This window comes from Mesobacillus foraminis (genome assembly GCF_004340465.1).
In the GTDB taxonomy this organism is placed as follows: Bacteria; Bacillota; Bacilli; order Bacillales; family Cytobacillaceae; genus Mesobacillus_B; species Mesobacillus_B foraminis.
This window is the reverse complement of the sequence record NZ_SLVV01000010.1, coordinates 191,551-208,055: the sequence shown is the minus strand read 5'-3', so window position 1 is coordinate 208,055 and position 16,505 is coordinate 191,551. Positions and strand designations below refer to the sequence as shown.

13 protein-coding genes are annotated in these 16,505 nt (G+C 46.2%); 4 read left to right on the top strand and 9 right to left on the bottom strand.

The annotated features are described in order from the left end of the window. Positions 1–133: 133 nt before the first annotated feature. The 3 genes from EV146_RS19125 to EV146_RS19115 all read left to right on the top strand — a co-directional run bounded on the left by EV146_RS19125 (position 134) and on the right by EV146_RS19115 (position 3,654). Entirely contained in the window at positions 134–1,759 is a 1,626-nt protein-coding gene (locus tag EV146_RS19125; RefSeq protein ID WP_199232695.1) for a sodium:solute symporter family protein, read from the top strand. A gap of 14 nt (positions 1,760–1,773) precedes the next feature. Further along, positions 1,774–2,325, top strand: coding sequence for a hypothetical protein (locus EV146_RS19120; protein WP_132009597.1), 552 nt, complete (start codon positions 1,774–1,776; stop codon positions 2,323–2,325). Positions 2,326–2,520: 195 nt separating this feature from the next. Next, the gene (locus tag EV146_RS19115; RefSeq protein ID WP_338419221.1) at positions 2,521–3,654 is read left to right on the top strand and encodes an alpha-hydroxy-acid oxidizing protein; all 1,134 of its coding nucleotides are present in this window, start codon (positions 2,521–2,523) and stop codon (positions 3,652–3,654) included. A gap of 162 nt (positions 3,655–3,816) precedes the next feature. Here EV146_RS19115 and EV146_RS19110 read toward each other — a convergent pair whose 3' ends face one another. From EV146_RS19110 to EV146_RS19075, 8 genes are all read right to left on the bottom strand, one after another. Beyond that, complete coding sequence (locus EV146_RS19110; RefSeq protein ID WP_132009591.1) at positions 3,817–4,368, bottom strand: DJ-1/PfpI family protein; 552 nt, start codon at positions 4,366–4,368, stop codon at positions 3,817–3,819. A gap of 697 nt (positions 4,369–5,065) precedes the next feature. Next, positions 5,066–5,923: an NAD-dependent epimerase/dehydratase family protein gene (locus EV146_RS19105; protein ID WP_132009588.1), complete on the bottom strand. Its 858-nt coding sequence runs from the start codon at positions 5,921–5,923 to the stop codon at positions 5,066–5,068. Between the two features lie 12 nt (positions 5,924–5,935). Continuing rightward, positions 5,936–6,883, bottom strand: a complete 948-nt coding sequence (locus tag EV146_RS19100) for an aldo/keto reductase family protein (protein ID WP_132009585.1) — start codon at positions 6,881–6,883, stop codon at positions 5,936–5,938. A 90-nt stretch (positions 6,884–6,973) separates the two neighbouring features. Further along, on the bottom strand, positions 6,974–7,918 hold the full coding sequence (locus EV146_RS19095) for an aldo/keto reductase (protein WP_132009582.1): 945 nt from the start codon (positions 7,916–7,918) through the stop codon (positions 6,974–6,976). A 16-nt stretch (positions 7,919–7,934) separates the two neighbouring features. After that, positions 7,935–8,945: a Gfo/Idh/MocA family protein gene (locus EV146_RS19090; RefSeq protein ID WP_132009579.1), complete on the bottom strand. Its 1,011-nt coding sequence runs from the start codon at positions 8,943–8,945 to the stop codon at positions 7,935–7,937. Positions 8,946–8,959: 14 nt separating this feature from the next. Beyond that, a complete protein-coding gene (locus EV146_RS19085; protein WP_132009576.1) occupies positions 8,960–11,008 on the bottom strand; it encodes a beta-galactosidase in 2,049 nt (682 codons plus the stop codon). A gap of 30 nt (positions 11,009–11,038) precedes the next feature. After that, entirely contained in the window at positions 11,039–12,406 is a 1,368-nt protein-coding gene (locus EV146_RS19080) for a multi antimicrobial extrusion protein MatE (RefSeq protein ID WP_181215935.1), read from the bottom strand. Positions 12,407–12,421: 15 nt separating this feature from the next. Next, entirely contained in the window at positions 12,422–13,606 is a 1,185-nt protein-coding gene (locus EV146_RS19075; protein WP_241993974.1) for an MFS transporter, read from the bottom strand. A 582-nt stretch (positions 13,607–14,188) separates the two neighbouring features. Between EV146_RS19075 and EV146_RS19070 the strand changes: the two genes are divergently transcribed. Continuing rightward, positions 14,189–14,794, top strand: coding sequence for a YesL family protein (locus EV146_RS19070; protein ID WP_132009570.1), 606 nt, complete (start codon positions 14,189–14,191; stop codon positions 14,792–14,794). A 371-nt stretch (positions 14,795–15,165) separates the two neighbouring features. On the opposite strand, the gene EV146_RS19065 is transcribed toward EV146_RS19070, so the two are convergent. Continuing rightward, complete coding sequence (locus EV146_RS19065; RefSeq protein WP_132009567.1) at positions 15,166–16,278, bottom strand: Gfo/Idh/MocA family protein; 1,113 nt, start codon at positions 16,276–16,278, stop codon at positions 15,166–15,168. Between the last annotated feature and the right edge of the window lie 227 nt (positions 16,279–16,505).

The window sequence follows — 16,505 nt, the reverse complement described above, 5'->3', positions numbered from 1 at the left end:
TTGTCTGTGAAAAATTCCTTAAGAGAAACAATCCTTACCTGCAACGAAACCCTATAACTTGCTTTCTTGTTTACCGCCTTCCTGCAAAGGGAATCTGAATTTTAGATCAAATTTCACAGAAAGGATGGTTTTGTTGGGGAATTTCACCGCTCTTGATTATGGAATTTTAGTCTTTTACTTACTTGGTGTCGCCATTCTTGGATTTTTTGTGGGCAGGAACCAGAGCTCAACCAAGGACTATTTTCTTGGGGGAAGAAAAATCCCCTGGTGGTCAATCGGGATTTCGGTCATGGCCACTCAGGCCGGAGCCATTACGTTTATAGGCACACCGGGCTGGGGCTATGAAGGGGGACTGGAAAGAATCACGACCTTTATCAATGTCCCTCTTGTCATGGCCTTTTTAATTGTTACGATTGTTCCTTTCTTTTATCGGACAAGTGTTTATACAGCGTACGAATATCTTGAAAGGAGATTTGACAGGAAAACGCGAACCCTGACCGGTGTTTTATTTTTAATCTCCAGGGGTCTTGCAACGGGGATTACGCTGTTTGCCCCCGCCCTTGTCCTTTCCGTGATTACCGGATGGGATACCAATTTAACGATTGTCTTAATGGCTGTTCTGTCCATTGGATATACGGTAATGGGCGGAATTTCTGCCGTGATCTGGACGGATGTCATCCAGATGTTTGTCCTCTGGCTGGGTGCGATTATTAGTGCGGTTGCCATATTTACCGAAGTACCCGGCGGTTGGGGCGAGATCCTCAGGGTTGGTTCTGAAGCGCAATTGCTTGATGCTTTTAACTTTTCATTTGATCCAAGTGTCGAATACAGCATCTGGGCCGGAATCATTGGTGGTTTCTTCCTCCATGCAGCCTATTTTGGGGTGGACCAAAGCCAGATTCAGCGGGTATTAACCAGCAAGTCTGTCTCGGAAAGTAAATACTCCCTGATCTTTACAGGGTTTTTAATGGTGCCGCAAATGCTGTTATTCCTCTTTATCGGCGTCATGCTTTACGCCTTTTACAGTCATACAGGGGCACCGCAATATGATGATATTAACGAGTTATTTCCACGATTCATTGTAAATGAGCTTCCGGCGGGAATTTCCGGGCTGATTATCGCCGGGGTGTTTTCAGGGGCAATGTCCAGCCTGGATTCGGCTTTAAACTCTTTATCGGCCGTTTCCATCCAGGACATCTATAAGAAATATTTTAAAAAAGATGCCTCCGAGGAGCATTATTTAAAAGCATCGCGCTGGGCCACGGTCTTCTGGGGAATCTATGCCATGGTCTTCGCCTTTTTTGCGGGAAATTTAGGCCCATTAATTGAAGTAATCAACCAGATTGGCTCCTATTTTTACGGTTCCCTTCTTGGCGTCTTCATCCTAGCGATTTTCTCAAGAAGGGCCAATGGTTTTGGTGCTTTTATCGGCATAATTGCCGGTATGGCTGCCGTTCTTGCCATTGACCGCCTGGCGGATATCTCTTGGCTTTATAACAACTTTTTCGGCGCTGTCGTCTCAGTTATCGCGGGCTATCTGGCAAGCCTCCTGTCCAAGAAACCTGCTGCAGAACAACTTGAGGATTATACATTTAACTGGAAATCACCAAAGCTGAATGAGGTGCTGGATGAACGGGCCAAGACAGCTGACAGGGTCACTGATCAGGAAGCAGGCAGCATGAAGAAATGGCCATATATCCTTATTGGTTATTTTCTGCTGACCATTGGTCTCCTGATCTTGCTGCAAATGAATTATTAAATGGAGCTGAAACGATGAAGGTACAGTATTTGAAACCTGAGGTTCTAGTGGAAACGGCGGAGAAAAATATGCAAAATCACTTGCAGACCTGGCTGTCAAAATGGTTTTTTTACAGGAAGAAGCTTTATTCAATCGAATTAGTGTACTTGCCTTACTCTGTGTTTCCCTACACTTTGGAAAGCAAGTCGCTTAGAGGAGAAATACAGGGATTCGTTGGGATTGAAACGTACGAAAAACAGGCCGCTATCCTGCCTCTGGGACAGGAAACCTTTGAGGCAGACAGCACAACTCTTCCCCTGCTGCCCGTCGGGGAGGAAATAAAGGAAAAACACGCCTACGATCTCGTATATGAAGAAGCCTTTAAAAAAGAGAAAAAACGGAGCAGCATTAAATTACAGGTAAACTCCCCTTTCCTGCTGTATGTTCCATATTATGTCGGCTACCTCAAAGGAAAGGAAACGGATATCCTGGCAGCTGACGGTTTATCCGGAAATCTTCAATATGATATGAAGGATGCCATTTTAAAAGCATTTTTAAAGGAATCCCAGCTGGTAAAACAAGGGTGAGAACACTGAAAAAGAGCATGAATCCTATTAATGGATCATGCTCTTTTTTTATAAGAATGGATACCAATAGGATACGATTAAATAAAGGAAATTAACAAAATACCGATTAAACCCATCAATATGGATACACTATGAATCGCGAATAAAAAATAGACAGTGAGGGATCGTTTGATGAAGGATTGCGAACAAATACAAATGGGTTTTTATCAAGATCCTGATAACAGAGCAAAAATGTTGCCTGTCTCATATACCGAATGGGAAGAAAAAGCAAAGGAAATCCTTGCTGCCGGCCCATTTGGCTACGTCAACGGTGCTGCTGGGGCCGGGGATACCATGAAAGCAAACGAAGATGCCTTTAAACGATACCGGATCCGTCCGAGAATCTGCCGTGATACTACAAAGCGCAGCATGGAAATTTCATTGTTCGGGAATAAGTACCCCGTACCGATTTTATTTGCACCTATTGGGGTCAATTCCATTGTTCATTGCGAGGCCGAGGTTCCTGCAGCTAAGGCTGCTGCCTCACTGGGAATGCCCTACATTTTAAGCAATGTTTCTACTGTCCCAATGGAAAAGATTGCAGAGGTAATGGGTGATTCTCCAAGGTGGTTTCAGCTGTATCCTCCCAAAGACAGAGAGCTTACGAAAAGCTTTTTAAAACGAGCGGAAACGGCAGGGTTTTCAGCCATTGTGGTGACCATTGATTCCACACTTCTGGGATGGAGAGAGCAGGATTTGAGGAACGCTTTTTTACCGTTTCTAACTGGTCAGGGCATGGGGAATTACTTTTCCGATCCCGTCTTCCTGTCCATCCTTGATCAGCGCCCCGAAGAAGATTTGAAGGCAGCTTGCCAAAAGGCTTTAGCCGAGGGAAACAACACCTGCTTCTCATGGAAGGACCTGGAGTACATAACCCAGCAGACTGAACTTCCTGTCCTGCTTAAAGGCGTGACACACCCAGATGATGCCCTTTTAGCAGCTGAGCACGGGGCTGCGGGTATAGTCGTTTCGAATCATGGAGGACGCCAGCTCGATGGGGCCATTGCAACATTGGAAGCATTGCCATCTGTCTGTGAAGCTATTGAGCATAAGATCCCCGTCCTGCTGGACAGCGGAATAAGGCGCGGTGCTGATGTCCTCAAAGCTTTAGCGCTGGGAGCGTCGGCCGTTTTAGTTGGAAGGCCTTATATCTATGGGCTTGCAGTAGCCGGGGAAGCAGGCGTCAAAGCAGTAGCCGAGAATCTGATTGCCGAAACCGAGCTCCAGATGGCTATATGCGGCAGAAAATCCATTGAGGAAATCGACTCTTCCCTTGTTTTGAAAATGTAACAGGAGCGAGGGAAGGACAGGTGCTGTTATTCCTGATTAAGGCTCTTTTATTCCTGATTAGCAGAAACTTATTCCTAATAGCTGGATGTGGGTATACAGCATTTACAAAATACGCCATAAAAAAAGGAATCAGCTGCCCGATCTGATTCCTTTTTTAAAGTTCTACTGATTGATTTTTTTAATAAATTCCTTCATGAAACCAGGCAAATCCGGCCAGGCGTGGCCAGAGACCAGATTGCCTTCGACGTGGAGATGATTTTCAATGTAGGTAGCTCCGGAAATTTCTACATCAGGCTTGCAGGCAATGTAGGCGGTCAGTTCACGGCCCTCCAGATACTGCCGGACAGTGGTTAAAACCTGCGCTGCATGGCAAATCGCCCCTACCGGTTTATTCGCCTCAAAAAAGTGGGCAATAATCCTTGGCACATTCTCATTAAGGCGAATATACTCCGGTGCTCTTCCCCCCGGGATAATCAGCCCATCATACTCCTCCGGGTTCACGTCCTCGAAAGCGATTTGCGATTCAATTAAATACCCTTTGCTTTCAGTGTAAGTATCCCAGCCGATAAAATCATGGATGACCGTCTGAAGCTTTTTCTTTGAAGGAGCTGCAATCCGGACATCAAACCCCTCTTCCAGACAGCGAAAATATGGGTAATAAATCTCCAGCGCCTCCACAGCATCCCCGGCTAAAAGCAATATTTTCTTTGACATGATCAAACTCCTCCTCTCATTTATAAGGGAAAGGCCCTCTCTTCATATATTCTTGAAAAGGTGATTTTTTCCTTTTTTGTACCGGCCATCTTGCAAGGGATCTGGTGAATTCCCATCATTTCAGGGGAGACGGCGGAACCGAGGAAGGCGATTGTCAAAATCGGTCTCATTGAGCGGATGAAGATGATATTGAATTATCACACTCGTTAAACTGGTCTTGATGAAGACCCAAGGGAAGAAGCGCATTCGGCAAAATGGTTTTCATCCAGGTGATGAAGGCCCAACCGCAGCAGCACGCTCGCCAATACGGCCTTCATCCAGGTGATGAAGGCCCAATCGCAGAAGCACTTTCGCCAACATGGCCTTCATCCATGTGATGAAGGCCCAACCGCAGAAGCACGCTCGCCAAATTGGTCTTCATCCAGGCGATGAAAGCCAAATCGCAGAAGCACAGACGCCAAAATGGCCTTCATCCAGGTGATGAAGGCCCAATCGCAGAAGCACTTTCTCCAAAATGGTCTTCATCTGGGGGATGAAGACCCAATCGCAGAAGCACGCTCGCCAATAGTGCCTTCATCTAGGGGATGATGAAGACTAAACATAAGATCCACACGTGTACCGCCCTGAACGTATCAAGGGGGATTCCAATAAACAAGGCAAATACGGCTAAACCGTATTTGCCCGTTATCGCTGCCTATCAGGAAATAGGGATTTTTACATACTGTCTCCAGGAATGGATCGGTTCCCAGTTTAACAGTTTCTTCGCTTTTTCGCTGCTCAGCAATGACTCAAACCCTGTCAGGTTAATCCGGAAATCGGTCACCTCGGGGTATACCTTTTCCATTAGCTCTTTGCTCGGGATATCCATGCTGGTTTCATTCGCTGCGATATTTAATGCTACGGACCCCAGCTCGTCCGCTTCCACTGCTAAGCGATATGCCGCCGCAGCATCACGGGCATCGATATAACTCCAGAGAATGGTTTTTCTTTGCTCAGGATCATGAATGAAGCCGGGGAAGTTTTGATACATCTCAGGCGTTATCACATTTCCAAGTCTTAACGATACAACTTGCATTCCTGTCCTGCGGTGAATCATTTCGGCATTTTGCTCATTCACAATTTTTGATAAACCGTAGCTGTCCTCTGGCAGCTGTGGGTGCTCTTCATCGATCGGTACATATTGAGGAGCTAAACCCTGTTTTGAAAACACAATGCCATACGACGATTCACTTGATGTGATGACGGCTTTTTTAATTCCAAGATTTCCGGCAGCTTCCAAAATATGATAGTTGGACATGACATTATTTTGAAAGGTCACTTCATTTGGATGGGAATAAGCAACTGGAATGGCCGCCAGATGGACCACTGCATCCGCCCCGGCGAGTACCCCGTACACCTCACCAAGATTTTGCAAATCCGTAATAATTGTTTTGCATAGGGGTTCGTTAGGATGTTTTACATCGGCATTTACGACCTCGTAGCCATGATTTAAAAATTCCTTGATCACCCACGGGCCAAGAAGCCCGCTTCCTCCGGTAACAACGACCTTTTTCATCTATTTCTCTCCTTAAGCCAGAATTTCCTCGATTTTAACAGCGACTTCATCCGTTAATTTGACTCCCGCCGCCTTCACGTTTTCTTCGACCTGTTCCGGCTTGCTTGCTCCAATGAGGGCAGAGGCCACATTCGGCTGGCGGAGAATCCAGGCGATTGCCAGCTGGGATAGCTTGATATCCAGTTCCTTCGCTACCTTTTCCAGCTGTTCTACTTTGATTAAAACCTCATCTTTTAAAAGATTTCCCATGTACATATTTGATGATGGGTCCAATGCCCGGCTTCCTTCTGGCAGCTGGCTTCCGCGCTTGTACTTTCCTGTCAGCACCCCCTGTGCAAGCGGAGAGAACACGATTTGGCTGATTCCATTTTGTTCGCTGACAGGAATGACCTCTTTTTCAATGTAGCGGTGGAACATATTGTATTGGGGCTGATTGACCACAATACGGTCGAGCAAATAGCGGTCAGCGGTCTGGAGGGCCTCCTGGATCTGCTGTGCCGTCCATTCGCTGACTCCTGCATAAAGGATTTTCCCTTGGCGGAGCATGTCGTCAATGGTTCGAAGGGTTTCATCAATCGGTGTTTCCGGATCGTAGCGATGGCAATAATAAATATCCACATACTCCTGGTTCAGGCGCTTTAAGCTTGCATGCAGCTGTTCAAACACATGCTTCCTTGAGAGCCCCCGGTCATTCGGGCCTTCTCCCATTGGCCAGAATACTTTGGTGGCAAGCACGTAGGATTCGCGCGGATACTTGCCCAGCGCCTCGCCGACAATTTTTTCGGACTCGCCAGTTGCATATACATTTGCCGTATCGAAGGAATTGATTCCAAGCTCATAGGCCTTGTCAATCGTTTTCACGGCTGTTTCCCTTTCAGTGGAATTGCCGTATGTAAGCCAGCTTCCCAAACTGATTTCGCTCACTTTTAATCCTGTTCTTCCCAGTTTTCGGTAATTCATCTTTAAATCCTCCTCAAATTGTTTAACAGCTTAAATGCTATTTTCATGAAATCATAATCATCCAAAAGCCAGTTCTGATTCACTGAACCTTTACCTGACCAAGCTTTCTTCTTTTAAATCGAGCCAATTGACTTCCCCCGCCGTCAGCGGCAGGTCAAGGGCTTTGAGGCTTGAGTGCAGCTCCTCCACTGTGTTGGGGCCAATAATCGCACAAGTTGGGAAAGGCTGATGCAGGACGTAGGCTAAAGCAACCTCAATGGCCGTAACCCCTTTTTCGCCAGCAAGTTTCTGCGCCCTGCGGAAGCGCTCCCAATTGTCTTCAGAATAATAAACACGGACGGCTTCCGGATCATCTTTTTTGTCTGGAGAAAAACGGCCTGAGAAAAAGCCGCCAGCCTGAGAGGACCAGGAAAACAGCGGAAATTGATGTTTCTCATGCCAGTTCAGGCTCTCCTGGTCGACTGAAATGCAGCCAGCCCATCTCGGTTCATTCGGCTTTGCCAGGCTTAAATTGGGGCTGTTTACCACGAACCCCGCCAAACCGTTTTCTGATGCGTATTGATTGGCTTCCTCAATTCGCTCATTTGTCCAGTTGGAAACACCCAATGAGTGAATCAGACCTGCTTGTTTATGTTCATTTAAAGCATCGATGATCACGCTGACAGGTACGCTCGGGTCATCGCGATGCAGCATATAAATGTCGATATAATCAACCTGCAGACGATCCAGGCTTTCATGAAGATCTTGTTTAATATCTTGAGGAGTTACCCGGGGTCCGTTACGGTCAGGATGGGCCCCCTTATCCAGGATGATGATGTCCTCCCGGTTCCCTCTCTCTTTCAACCACAGTCCCAGCGCCCGTTCGCTGTCGCCGTTGTTGTAGACATGTGCCGTATCAATAGTATTTCCACCGGCCTCCACGAATGCTTCAAGCAAATCACCGGTCCGTTTCATGTTTGCCGGAGAAAACATCATGGAACCCAGTACAATTTGCGAGCAGGCTGGGTTTAATCCATCAATCTTCATTTTCCTCATCGTTTTCTCCTCCTCTTTATCGAGACTGCCTCAGGACGATACGCTGTTTTTCTTTTGCGGAAGTCAGACAGGCATCAATGACCTTCATGTTAAAAATGGCATCCTCACTTTCGAAACGAAGCGGGGTATCCTCTAAAATACTCCGGGCAAACAGATCACCCTGAATACTATATTGATTAACAGCGGGACTTTCCTCGGTTCGTTTTTCCCCTTTCACCGTTACGGTAAAAGAAGCTTCCTCAGCAGAGCCAGCGATAAAAGCAGATGAGATGTCGATCCGCCCTTCGCTTCCCAGGACTTGCAGAGAGTTTTGAAACTCGGCCCACATTCCGCAAGTAAAGGTTAGACCGACCTGGTTTGGAAATTCGATCAGCCCTGATGCCATCATATCGACATGGTCGTGTTCAGGGGAGAAAAAGGCCTGGACGGTCGCTGCTTCAGGCTCCTGCCCCAGCAAAAATCGTGCTGCACTGATCGGATAGCAGCCTACATCGTAAATCGAACCGCCTCCCCAGTCGGCACGATAACGGACGTTGTCTGTATCTCCAGCGTTATTAAAGGTAAACGATCCATGTACGGCGCGTATGGTGCCAATTTCACCGGAGTCCATAATTTCTTTTACCCGGGCATAACGAGGGTGATGGCGGTACATAAAAGCTTCGGCTAATTTTACACCGGCTTCCCGGCATGCCTGGACCATCTCTGCCGCTTCTTCCTGATTTAATGCCAGAGGTTTTTCACATAAGACGTGCTTTCCAGCCTGCGCTGATTTGATCGTCCACTCTTTATGAAGGTGATTGGGCAGCGGAATATAGACGGCATCCACTTCAGGATCTGAAAGAAGTTCCTCATAGCTCCCATAGGCACGCTCAATTCCAAGTTCAGCCGCGGTCCTCTCGGCTTTTTCGATTCCCCGGCTTGCGATTGCCACTACTTCACACATCTCCGATTTTTTTAAGGCAGGAATAACAGCCTTAACGGCAATATTCGCACAGCCCAACACACCAAAACGCAGTTTTTTTCCCATTTTGCTCCTCCTTTTTATTCCAGGATCAATACATCAAACGGATTCATGGTCATGCTTCCTGATACGATCTTTCCGTTCAGAAGATTTTTCGCCTCTTTCTCCACTTTAATTTCCTGAGGAGAATGATCAAAATTAAGCAGAAAGACAAACGTGCTCCCGTTTTGATGTTCTCGGACAGCCAGCTCCACTGTCTCCGGCACTTTGACCCAATCCACCGGTTTGGAGAGCCCCGACTCTTTTAACAGCTCTTCAGCCAGTTGCAGATTAAATACTCCTCCATAATAATAAGCAAAACCTTCCCCATACGGATTCTTCACCAATGCGGGTTTTCCCGAGAAATAACTGCCCTCATAAACAGCAAGAATTTCGGCTTGTCCGCTTTCCGCTTTTAATACTTCATTAAATTGGCCGGCACTTATCCTCCCCCCTTCTGATCCTTCCAGTCTGATTCCGGGTGCCTCTTCATAAGGGCCAACCCTTGTAAAATCTTCGACGCTGACCCCGCAAATTTCGCTTACAGGACCGGGAAACGGCGCCATATTGCAGTGTCCATGCTCATTTTTATAGCCGGTGCGGGCCCCGAGGATCAGTCTTCCTCCCTTTTGAACATACTCTGAAAGTAAAGCCGCCGTACCTTGAGTTAAAATGGCTGCATGCGGGTACACGAGCAGCTTATATTTCAATAATTCCTCTGCCTTCATGTCCGGCCGGATATACAGTGCATCTGCCGGTATATGCTGGTACTGGAACGCTTTTACCCAGGCCATCGTGCTCTCCTGTGTAAGAGGGCCGTGCCAATGATCAAGCTCGCCGTCCCACTCATTATCGTAATCTCTGACAATGGCAGCCTGGGCTTTATAGCGGGACTCAGCTAACCTTTCCCCAATGCTGTTCAGCTCTTTTCCGATTTTTCTCGCTTCTTCTACCCTGCGGTTTGGCTTGTTGTGATAATCATTAATTCCGTGCCAATAGATTTCTGTCCCGATGTTCGCCGTTCTCCAGCGGAAATACAGCACCATGTCGGCCCCGTGGGCAATCGACTGGTATGTCCATAATCGCATTTGTCCCGGCTTGGGAGCCGGCTGTTCCATTCGATTGACCCATCCTCCAGGGCCTGATTGTTGTTCAAACACCGCAAATGTCGGGGAAATGCTCCTTACCGCGCTCAGATTCCAGCTCCACTTTCGGTCAAGAAGAGGCTTGTCCCCCTTATCCGGATAGATCGTACTGAAATTAGGATAAGAATCGTACGCGAAGAAATCCAGCAGTTCATCCGTCATTTTATGGCTGTCCAAATGACCGAACAGGCCATTTGTCGTGACCCATTGATTTGGGGCGGTCTCCCTGAGAATCTCTGCCTGCAGGGCCGCAAACGAAATCGCGCTGTCCGAGATAAATCGCTTTTCATCCAGCGCCTGATGAGGATTTGGCGAATCACTGACCGTCGGACGTGTTAAATGAACCTGCTCCCAATCCGTGTATGTCTGGTTCCAGAAGACCGCTCCCCATGCCTGGTTAAGCTGATCGAGGGTCCCATATTTCTGTTGAAGCCAGGTGCGGAATGCCTGATGGTCAGCCTCCGAGTAAAAAACATTGATCTCGCAGTTTAGTTCATTATCAATCTGCCAGCCAATCACTGCTGGATGGTCCTTGTAGTGCTCTGCCATTTTACGGGTAATCCTCGCGGAAAGCTCCCGATAGACAGGAGAATTATAGTTGTAATGCCGTCTCATCCCATGCTGGTATGGAGTACCCGCCTGTGAGACATTCAATACTTCGGGATATCGATGCGTCAGCCATGCAGGTGGAGTGGCAGTCGGCGTTCCAAGGACAACCTTCAGTCCATGCTGGTGCGCAAGATTGATTGCTGAGTCAAAAAAGTCGAAGGAAAAACGTCCTTCCTCCGGCTCAAAGATCGTCCATGCAAATTCGGCCATCCGGATGATCGAGAAACCCAAATCCTTCATTCTCTTAAAATCGTCTTCCCATAATTCTTCTGGCCAGTGCTCAGGATAATAGCAAACTCCCAATTCTATTCTTTTCATGTGCAAAGCCTTTTCCATGATTCCAATCCTCCTTTGTCACTAATTCAATTATTTGTCCATCCGTTTGGTGAATAGATGATGACTCCTGTCCGTCAGCGTGTTCCGTTTCCTTCGTGAGGCAACATAGAGGTATAACGAAACGATTGACAGCTCCACCATGACGCCAAACGACTGTGAAAATGCCCCGATCATTCCTCCCTTTTCCGGGGAAAAGGTAATCAGGAGCAGCAGGCATGAAATCGTTGCAGCTACATTCCCGGCCTGGGAAAAGGACATGATCCTTGTCTCCCCTCTGACCATCAGCAATCCATTGACAAAATCAAGCCAGGGAAAGAATATGGCCAGCCAAATAAAAAACCTTAAAGCCGTTAAGCTCTCATCCAAAAGCTCTCCTGAAACTCCCATGATGGTGCGGAGAAACCAAATTCCAACAGGCGAGTAGGCCATGACCAGCAGCACTAAAACCGGCAGATTGCTGAACAGCAAAACAAATCGGGTCACGAGCTTGCTGCTGCTTTTATAGAAATTTAAGACGACCTGATGGATATAGGAGGTAAAGCTTAAAAATAAATGCGTAATCGAGAGCGCGATGGAATAGGCAGCAATGGCCGTCTCCGCTTCCCTGCTCCAGCCTAAAACAATATTGACAGCCGGCCCGATGATGACGGCAATCAGGGAGGCTGCCATCAGCGGCCAGTAAAATTTAAAGATCTGGCGTTTTTTCTCTATGCGATGCCCCTGCTTTTTCTCCGGAAGCTGCCTGACCACATGCATCCCTTCCAATAAGCTGACAAGCGCTTCTATGGCCATTCCAATGAGAAAGATATAAGCCCCGATGGAACCATGATCCACCATATCCTGTGAGATAAAAATGGCCGCAGCCCCTACCATAAACAACAGCCGCACCACCATGCCAATCGTCAGCCACTTTGTCCGGAAATGCGAAATAATAATCCCATGGAACAAACAGCGAGTTCCCGAAAAGATAGTAACGAACAGCAGGACCTTATAAGTATCCACGGTAGCGCCAATGACCGATGCTTCCACATTAAACAGGGAGGAAAAAACCCACTCCCCAATGGGGGTAAAAGCAACAAGTATACTGACAGTAAAGATAGCTGATAACACATAAAAAGTAATCATGTACATCTGGCGAAATGACGTTTTATCCTTCACCAGGGCAGCCGATGTTGGGCGGAGCATCACAGCTATACGCTCCAAAATACCAAACAGGCTCATGGCAATGGCATAGCTGGCAATCACCGCCGCGGGATTTGAAGCCTTGGCCAGTGTGCTGTTAATGATGACATGGGAAATCGTCACCAGACTTGCTGAAATACTGAGCGGAATAAAAAACCGCAGCAGGGTTGAATACCCAATACTTTTTTGTCTTTCCAGTTCGGCAGGAATCCCCATATAAACACTTCCTAGCTACATGCCTTTTTTGTAAAGTACCCCGCCTGGCACATTTTTCTTTTTCCTTAAGTAAACATCATATGTAATGAAACCGATACATCCAGCGAAAGCGGCAAAGCTTGATAATCGATACATCGCTTCGCCGCCGGATTGATCAAAGATGATCCCTCCACCGAGCGAGCCGATAATACCCGAGAGTCCAAAAAACACGGAAATAAAAAACAACTGGCCGGTTGCCCGAAATTCATCCGGAACAAGCCTTGTGACAAATTGGAATGCACATAAGTAAAAGATGCCAAACGTAACACCATGCATAGCCTGATAGTAAATTATCTCCATGGCACTGTCGGCACCGGAAAATAACAGCCACCTCAACCCATACAATCCTGAAGCAATGATGATAAAAGTAATTTCGCTGAACCAACGCATCCAGTAGGCACTTAGTAAAAATACGAATGCTTCGACAGCGACACCCACAAACCATGCTGATCCAATCAGCGACTCACTGCCTCCAAGTTCCTTAATATAAAGCCCTATGAAGCTATCATTCGCGCGGTGCGGAATCGTGATAAACAGGATAAAAAACAAGAATAATAGGAGGCTCGGCTGTGAAACCACCTTTACTGCCCCTCTTATACTGACAGGCTTTGCAGCACTTTCAATATCAGACACCCTGAGGACAATGACGAGGGAGGCAAACGCAAAGATAAGATACACGTATAATAAACGGTCGATGCCAATCTGAAATAAGATCCATCCTCCGATTATGGATGTAACTGCAAAACCGATGGAACCCCACATCCTGATACGTCCAAACGAGGTATCCGCAAGCTGGGATACTTTTTGTGCCAGACTGTCTCCCAGAGCTCCAATTGGCGCCATAAAGGAAAAGAAAACACCGCATAAAACAATAAGGGAAGCAAATGTGTTCATTTGAAATAAAAGAATACTTGCTGTAACTAAACCGATTAAACAGAGGAGAAGCACTTTTTTTACGGTTTGATATTTATCGCTCATATAGCCCCAAAATGGCTGGGCAAAAAGCGAGGTAAACGGGCCGATTGCCATTAGCCAGCCGATTTGAGTGCCAGTCAGTTCTTTATCCTGGAAATAGACCGGGAGAAACGAGCTAATGATCGTGACTGAAGAATGGAAGAAAAATAGAAAAATACTTAGATATAAAACTGTCCCCCTTGGCATCAACGTTGATTTCTCCTTTCCTGACAAGCATGATCGATTTTTTGCCAGGTTTTTTTGTGCGGATCATCCATACCTCACTCTTACCTTCGCCCAAACCCAAATGAACGGCCGATTCAAAGTCGCCTTAGTCCTGCCAATCATTTCCTATTTACTCTGTCCTTTATCCATTATGTACGTTCGTTTATCCATCACCCGAACTAAGTAGTTCGAATTCCACGCTGCCAGTTTAGCGCTTACATGATCGTCTGTGCTTCTGTTCTCATCCATCCGGCCGACACGTATGATCTTATTCCATACTGTTATATATTCTAGGCCAGAACATGGGAACCCTTTTTAACATCGCCATCTTTTATAAAAAATTTTATTCTACATTCTGCAGTCTCTCCTTTTCGTTTCGCTGTCCTCATGCAAATCTTTCGTGCACCGCTGTGGCTCTCATTCAGTTATCACACGGCCCTGCGAGCAAAACATATATAATAAGCAGTTCTTTAGGAAAGGGAATCTTCCATTTTTGAACTATCTATGTTATTTTTTAAAATATAATAATATTCTTGCAAATTAATTTAAACGGTGGTGATTTGAATGAAACTGGATAGAAGCAACTTTTATATCGTCCTTGAACTTATCTCGAACTTTTTCCTGCTCAACCTTCTGTGGCTGATTATGTGCCTGCCAGTCATCACTATTTTCCCATCAACCGCCGCCATGTTTGGCGTTGTTCGGGAGTGGGTTTTGAAAAAGGATTCAAGTGTATTTACATCTTTTTTCAGGTGTTTTAAAGAGAACTTTAAACAAAGCTTTTTTCTGGGAATCTTGTTAAGCATGGTCATTGGTTTACTCTACGCTAACTTTACCCTCATTAGTCAGCTTAGTGCGACTGGGAAAACGCTATTAATCTCCATTTTATTTTTGACAGTTATATTGGCAACGTTTTCATCAGTGTATCTATTCCCGGTGATGGTCCACTATCAATTGAACTGGATAGGGATCCTGAAGAATTCGTTCCTGCTGTCCATCAGTTACTTGCCGTTTACACTGCTGCTGCTGGGGATATTCATGTTGATGATTGCCGCGTTTCTCTGGCAGCCGGTTACCTTCTTCCTTCTTTTTAGCGTTGGTGCCTATTTCATTTTCTTCATCTGCAATAAAGCCTTTTTAAAAATAGAGCAAGTAAAAATTACGCAATAACCTGGCTTTTAAAAAAGGAAGGAATCTGTCGCTCTCTTTCATGTTTACCCCTATATTGAACCTTATAGTCATCTAAAAAAGGAATGTTCTAAATTTTTTGTCAATATGTTTTAAAGACTTCGATTGGCACACATTTTTATCGGATAATATCAATAAAAGAAAAGAGAAAGCTTCCTTGATAGGCTTTCTCTTTTCCATTCTATTCTAGTATTTGGATGATTTTCTTTTACGTTTTTACATGTATCGTTGGAATTCAATGTTACCGTCCAAACGGCTCTAATGAACGGTACACTATTTTATAATCTCTTCTAGCTGTTTAAATTCCCTTCCCCAGCGTATCGCAGGATCACCGAACAAACAATTAGGGGAAATCAGTCCAGAAGCTCCATTGAATTTTTGTTGATTCCAACCGGAAACGGAGCTGGACGTTCACAGCCGCTTAACATTTCATAGTGCCTGCCTTCTTCGGAAGAAAGATGAAAGGCATGCATGGCTTCAAGGACATGAAAAGCGAGTTCCCCGCTTGCCCGATGTGACCGGTTGTTTTTTATGGCATAAGCCATATCGGCGACCCCAATGCCCCGGCTGTTTTCTGTAAAGCCATGTGTGAGCGGCAGTTCTGTCCAGTTTTGTTCACCGCCACGGCGCAGGTAAATCGGGCCGCCGAAGGTATTGGGATCTGGAACCACTAATGTTCCCTGAGTGCCATACACTTCAATGCGGGGAAGCTGTGAGCCTCCGAATACATCAAAACTGGTAATCATCGACCCGATGGCTCCGCTTTCAAAGTCAAGCACACCTGCAATATGAGTGGGAGTCTCCACCCTGATTTTTTGCTTGTATTTTGGCTGGCTTAAAATCGTTCTTTCCGGGAGGGACGTCCTGGTTGAACCGGTCACGCGCCTGATTGGTCCCAGCAAATGAACCATCGCCGTCAGGTAATAAGGCCCCATATCAAACATTGGACCTCCGCCTTTTTTATAAAAGAATTCCGGGTCAGGGTGCCATCCCTCCGGTCCATTGCTCATCATAAATGCCGTTGCAGCCGTCGGTTCTCCTATCCAGCCATCATCGATAAGCTTCCGGCATGTCTGAAGACCGCCTCCTAAAAAAGTATCGGGAGCACAACCCACTCGAAGCCCCTTTTTCTCCGCTTCCTCCATTAGTTTTCGTCCATCATCCAGATTAATAGACAGTGGCTTCTCAACATACACATGCTTCCCAGCTTCCAATGCTGCCAGGCAGATTTCGGCATGTGCTCCTGGAATGGTTAAATTGATCACCATCTCAATCTCCGGGTCCGCGAGCAGTTCTTCCACACTGTATGCTTTGGCAATGTTGTATTCTGCAGACTTTGCCTTTGCTCTTTCCAAATCCAGATCGGCAACAGCCACGATGTCCAATATCTCCAGAATCTTGGGAGACTGGAGGTAAATTCCGCTAATATTGCCGCACCCAATGATTCCAATCTTGATCTTTTCCATATCACTTTTCTCTCCTTCTAAAAGCTTTCTTTTTCAATCTCGGGTGAACTTAAGGCCGGTCCTGCTCCGGCTAAAGAATCTCCGCTATTTACTCTGAGTCTCCCTCAGTCCCCAAAAGCATGAAGTACAGCCTGGTTTCATAGTCTGTTTTCAAGGTTTGGATGGGAACTTGAAGCTTCTAATCATCACTCATTAACTCTGCAGGCGGGTTGATGAAATTACACTAA

Bases quoted from the DNA above. Each gene is read 5' to 3' on its own strand.
- EV146_RS19120 (WP_132009597.1), top strand. From the start codon at position 1,774: ATGAAGGTACAGTATTTGAAACCTGAGGTTCTAGTGGAAACGGCGGAG.
- EV146_RS19115 (WP_338419221.1), top strand. From the start codon at position 2,521: ATGGGTTTTTATCAAGATCCTGATAACAGAGCAAAAATGTTGCCTGTC.
- EV146_RS19110 (WP_132009591.1), bottom strand. From the start codon at position 4,368: ATGTCAAAGAAAATATTGCTTTTAGCCGGGGATGCTGTGGAGGCGCTG.
- EV146_RS19105 (WP_132009588.1), bottom strand. From the start codon at position 5,923: ATGAAAAAGGTCGTTGTTACCGGAGGAAGCGGGCTTCTTGGCCCGTGG.
- EV146_RS19100 (WP_132009585.1), bottom strand. From the start codon at position 6,883: ATGAATTACCGAAAACTGGGAAGAACAGGATTAAAAGTGAGCGAAATC.
- EV146_RS19095 (WP_132009582.1), bottom strand. From the start codon at position 7,918: ATGAGGAAAATGAAGATTGATGGATTAAACCCAGCCTGCTCGCAAATT.
- EV146_RS19090 (WP_132009579.1), bottom strand. From the start codon at position 8,945: ATGGGAAAAAAACTGCGTTTTGGTGTGTTGGGCTGTGCGAATATTGCC.
- EV146_RS19085 (WP_132009576.1), bottom strand. From the start codon at position 11,008: ATGGAAAAGGCTTTGCACATGAAAAGAATAGAATTGGGAGTTTGCTAT.
- EV146_RS19080 (WP_181215935.1), bottom strand. From the start codon at position 12,406: ATGGGGATTCCTGCCGAACTGGAAAGACAAAAAAGTATTGGGTATTCA.
- EV146_RS19075 (WP_241993974.1), bottom strand. From the start codon at position 13,606: ATGCCAAGGGGGACAGTTTTATATCTAAGTATTTTTCTATTTTTCTTC.
- EV146_RS19070 (WP_132009570.1), top strand. From the start codon at position 14,189: ATGAAACTGGATAGAAGCAACTTTTATATCGTCCTTGAACTTATCTCG.
- EV146_RS19065 (WP_132009567.1), bottom strand. From the start codon at position 16,278: ATGGAAAAGATCAAGATTGGAATCATTGGGTGCGGCAATATTAGCGGA.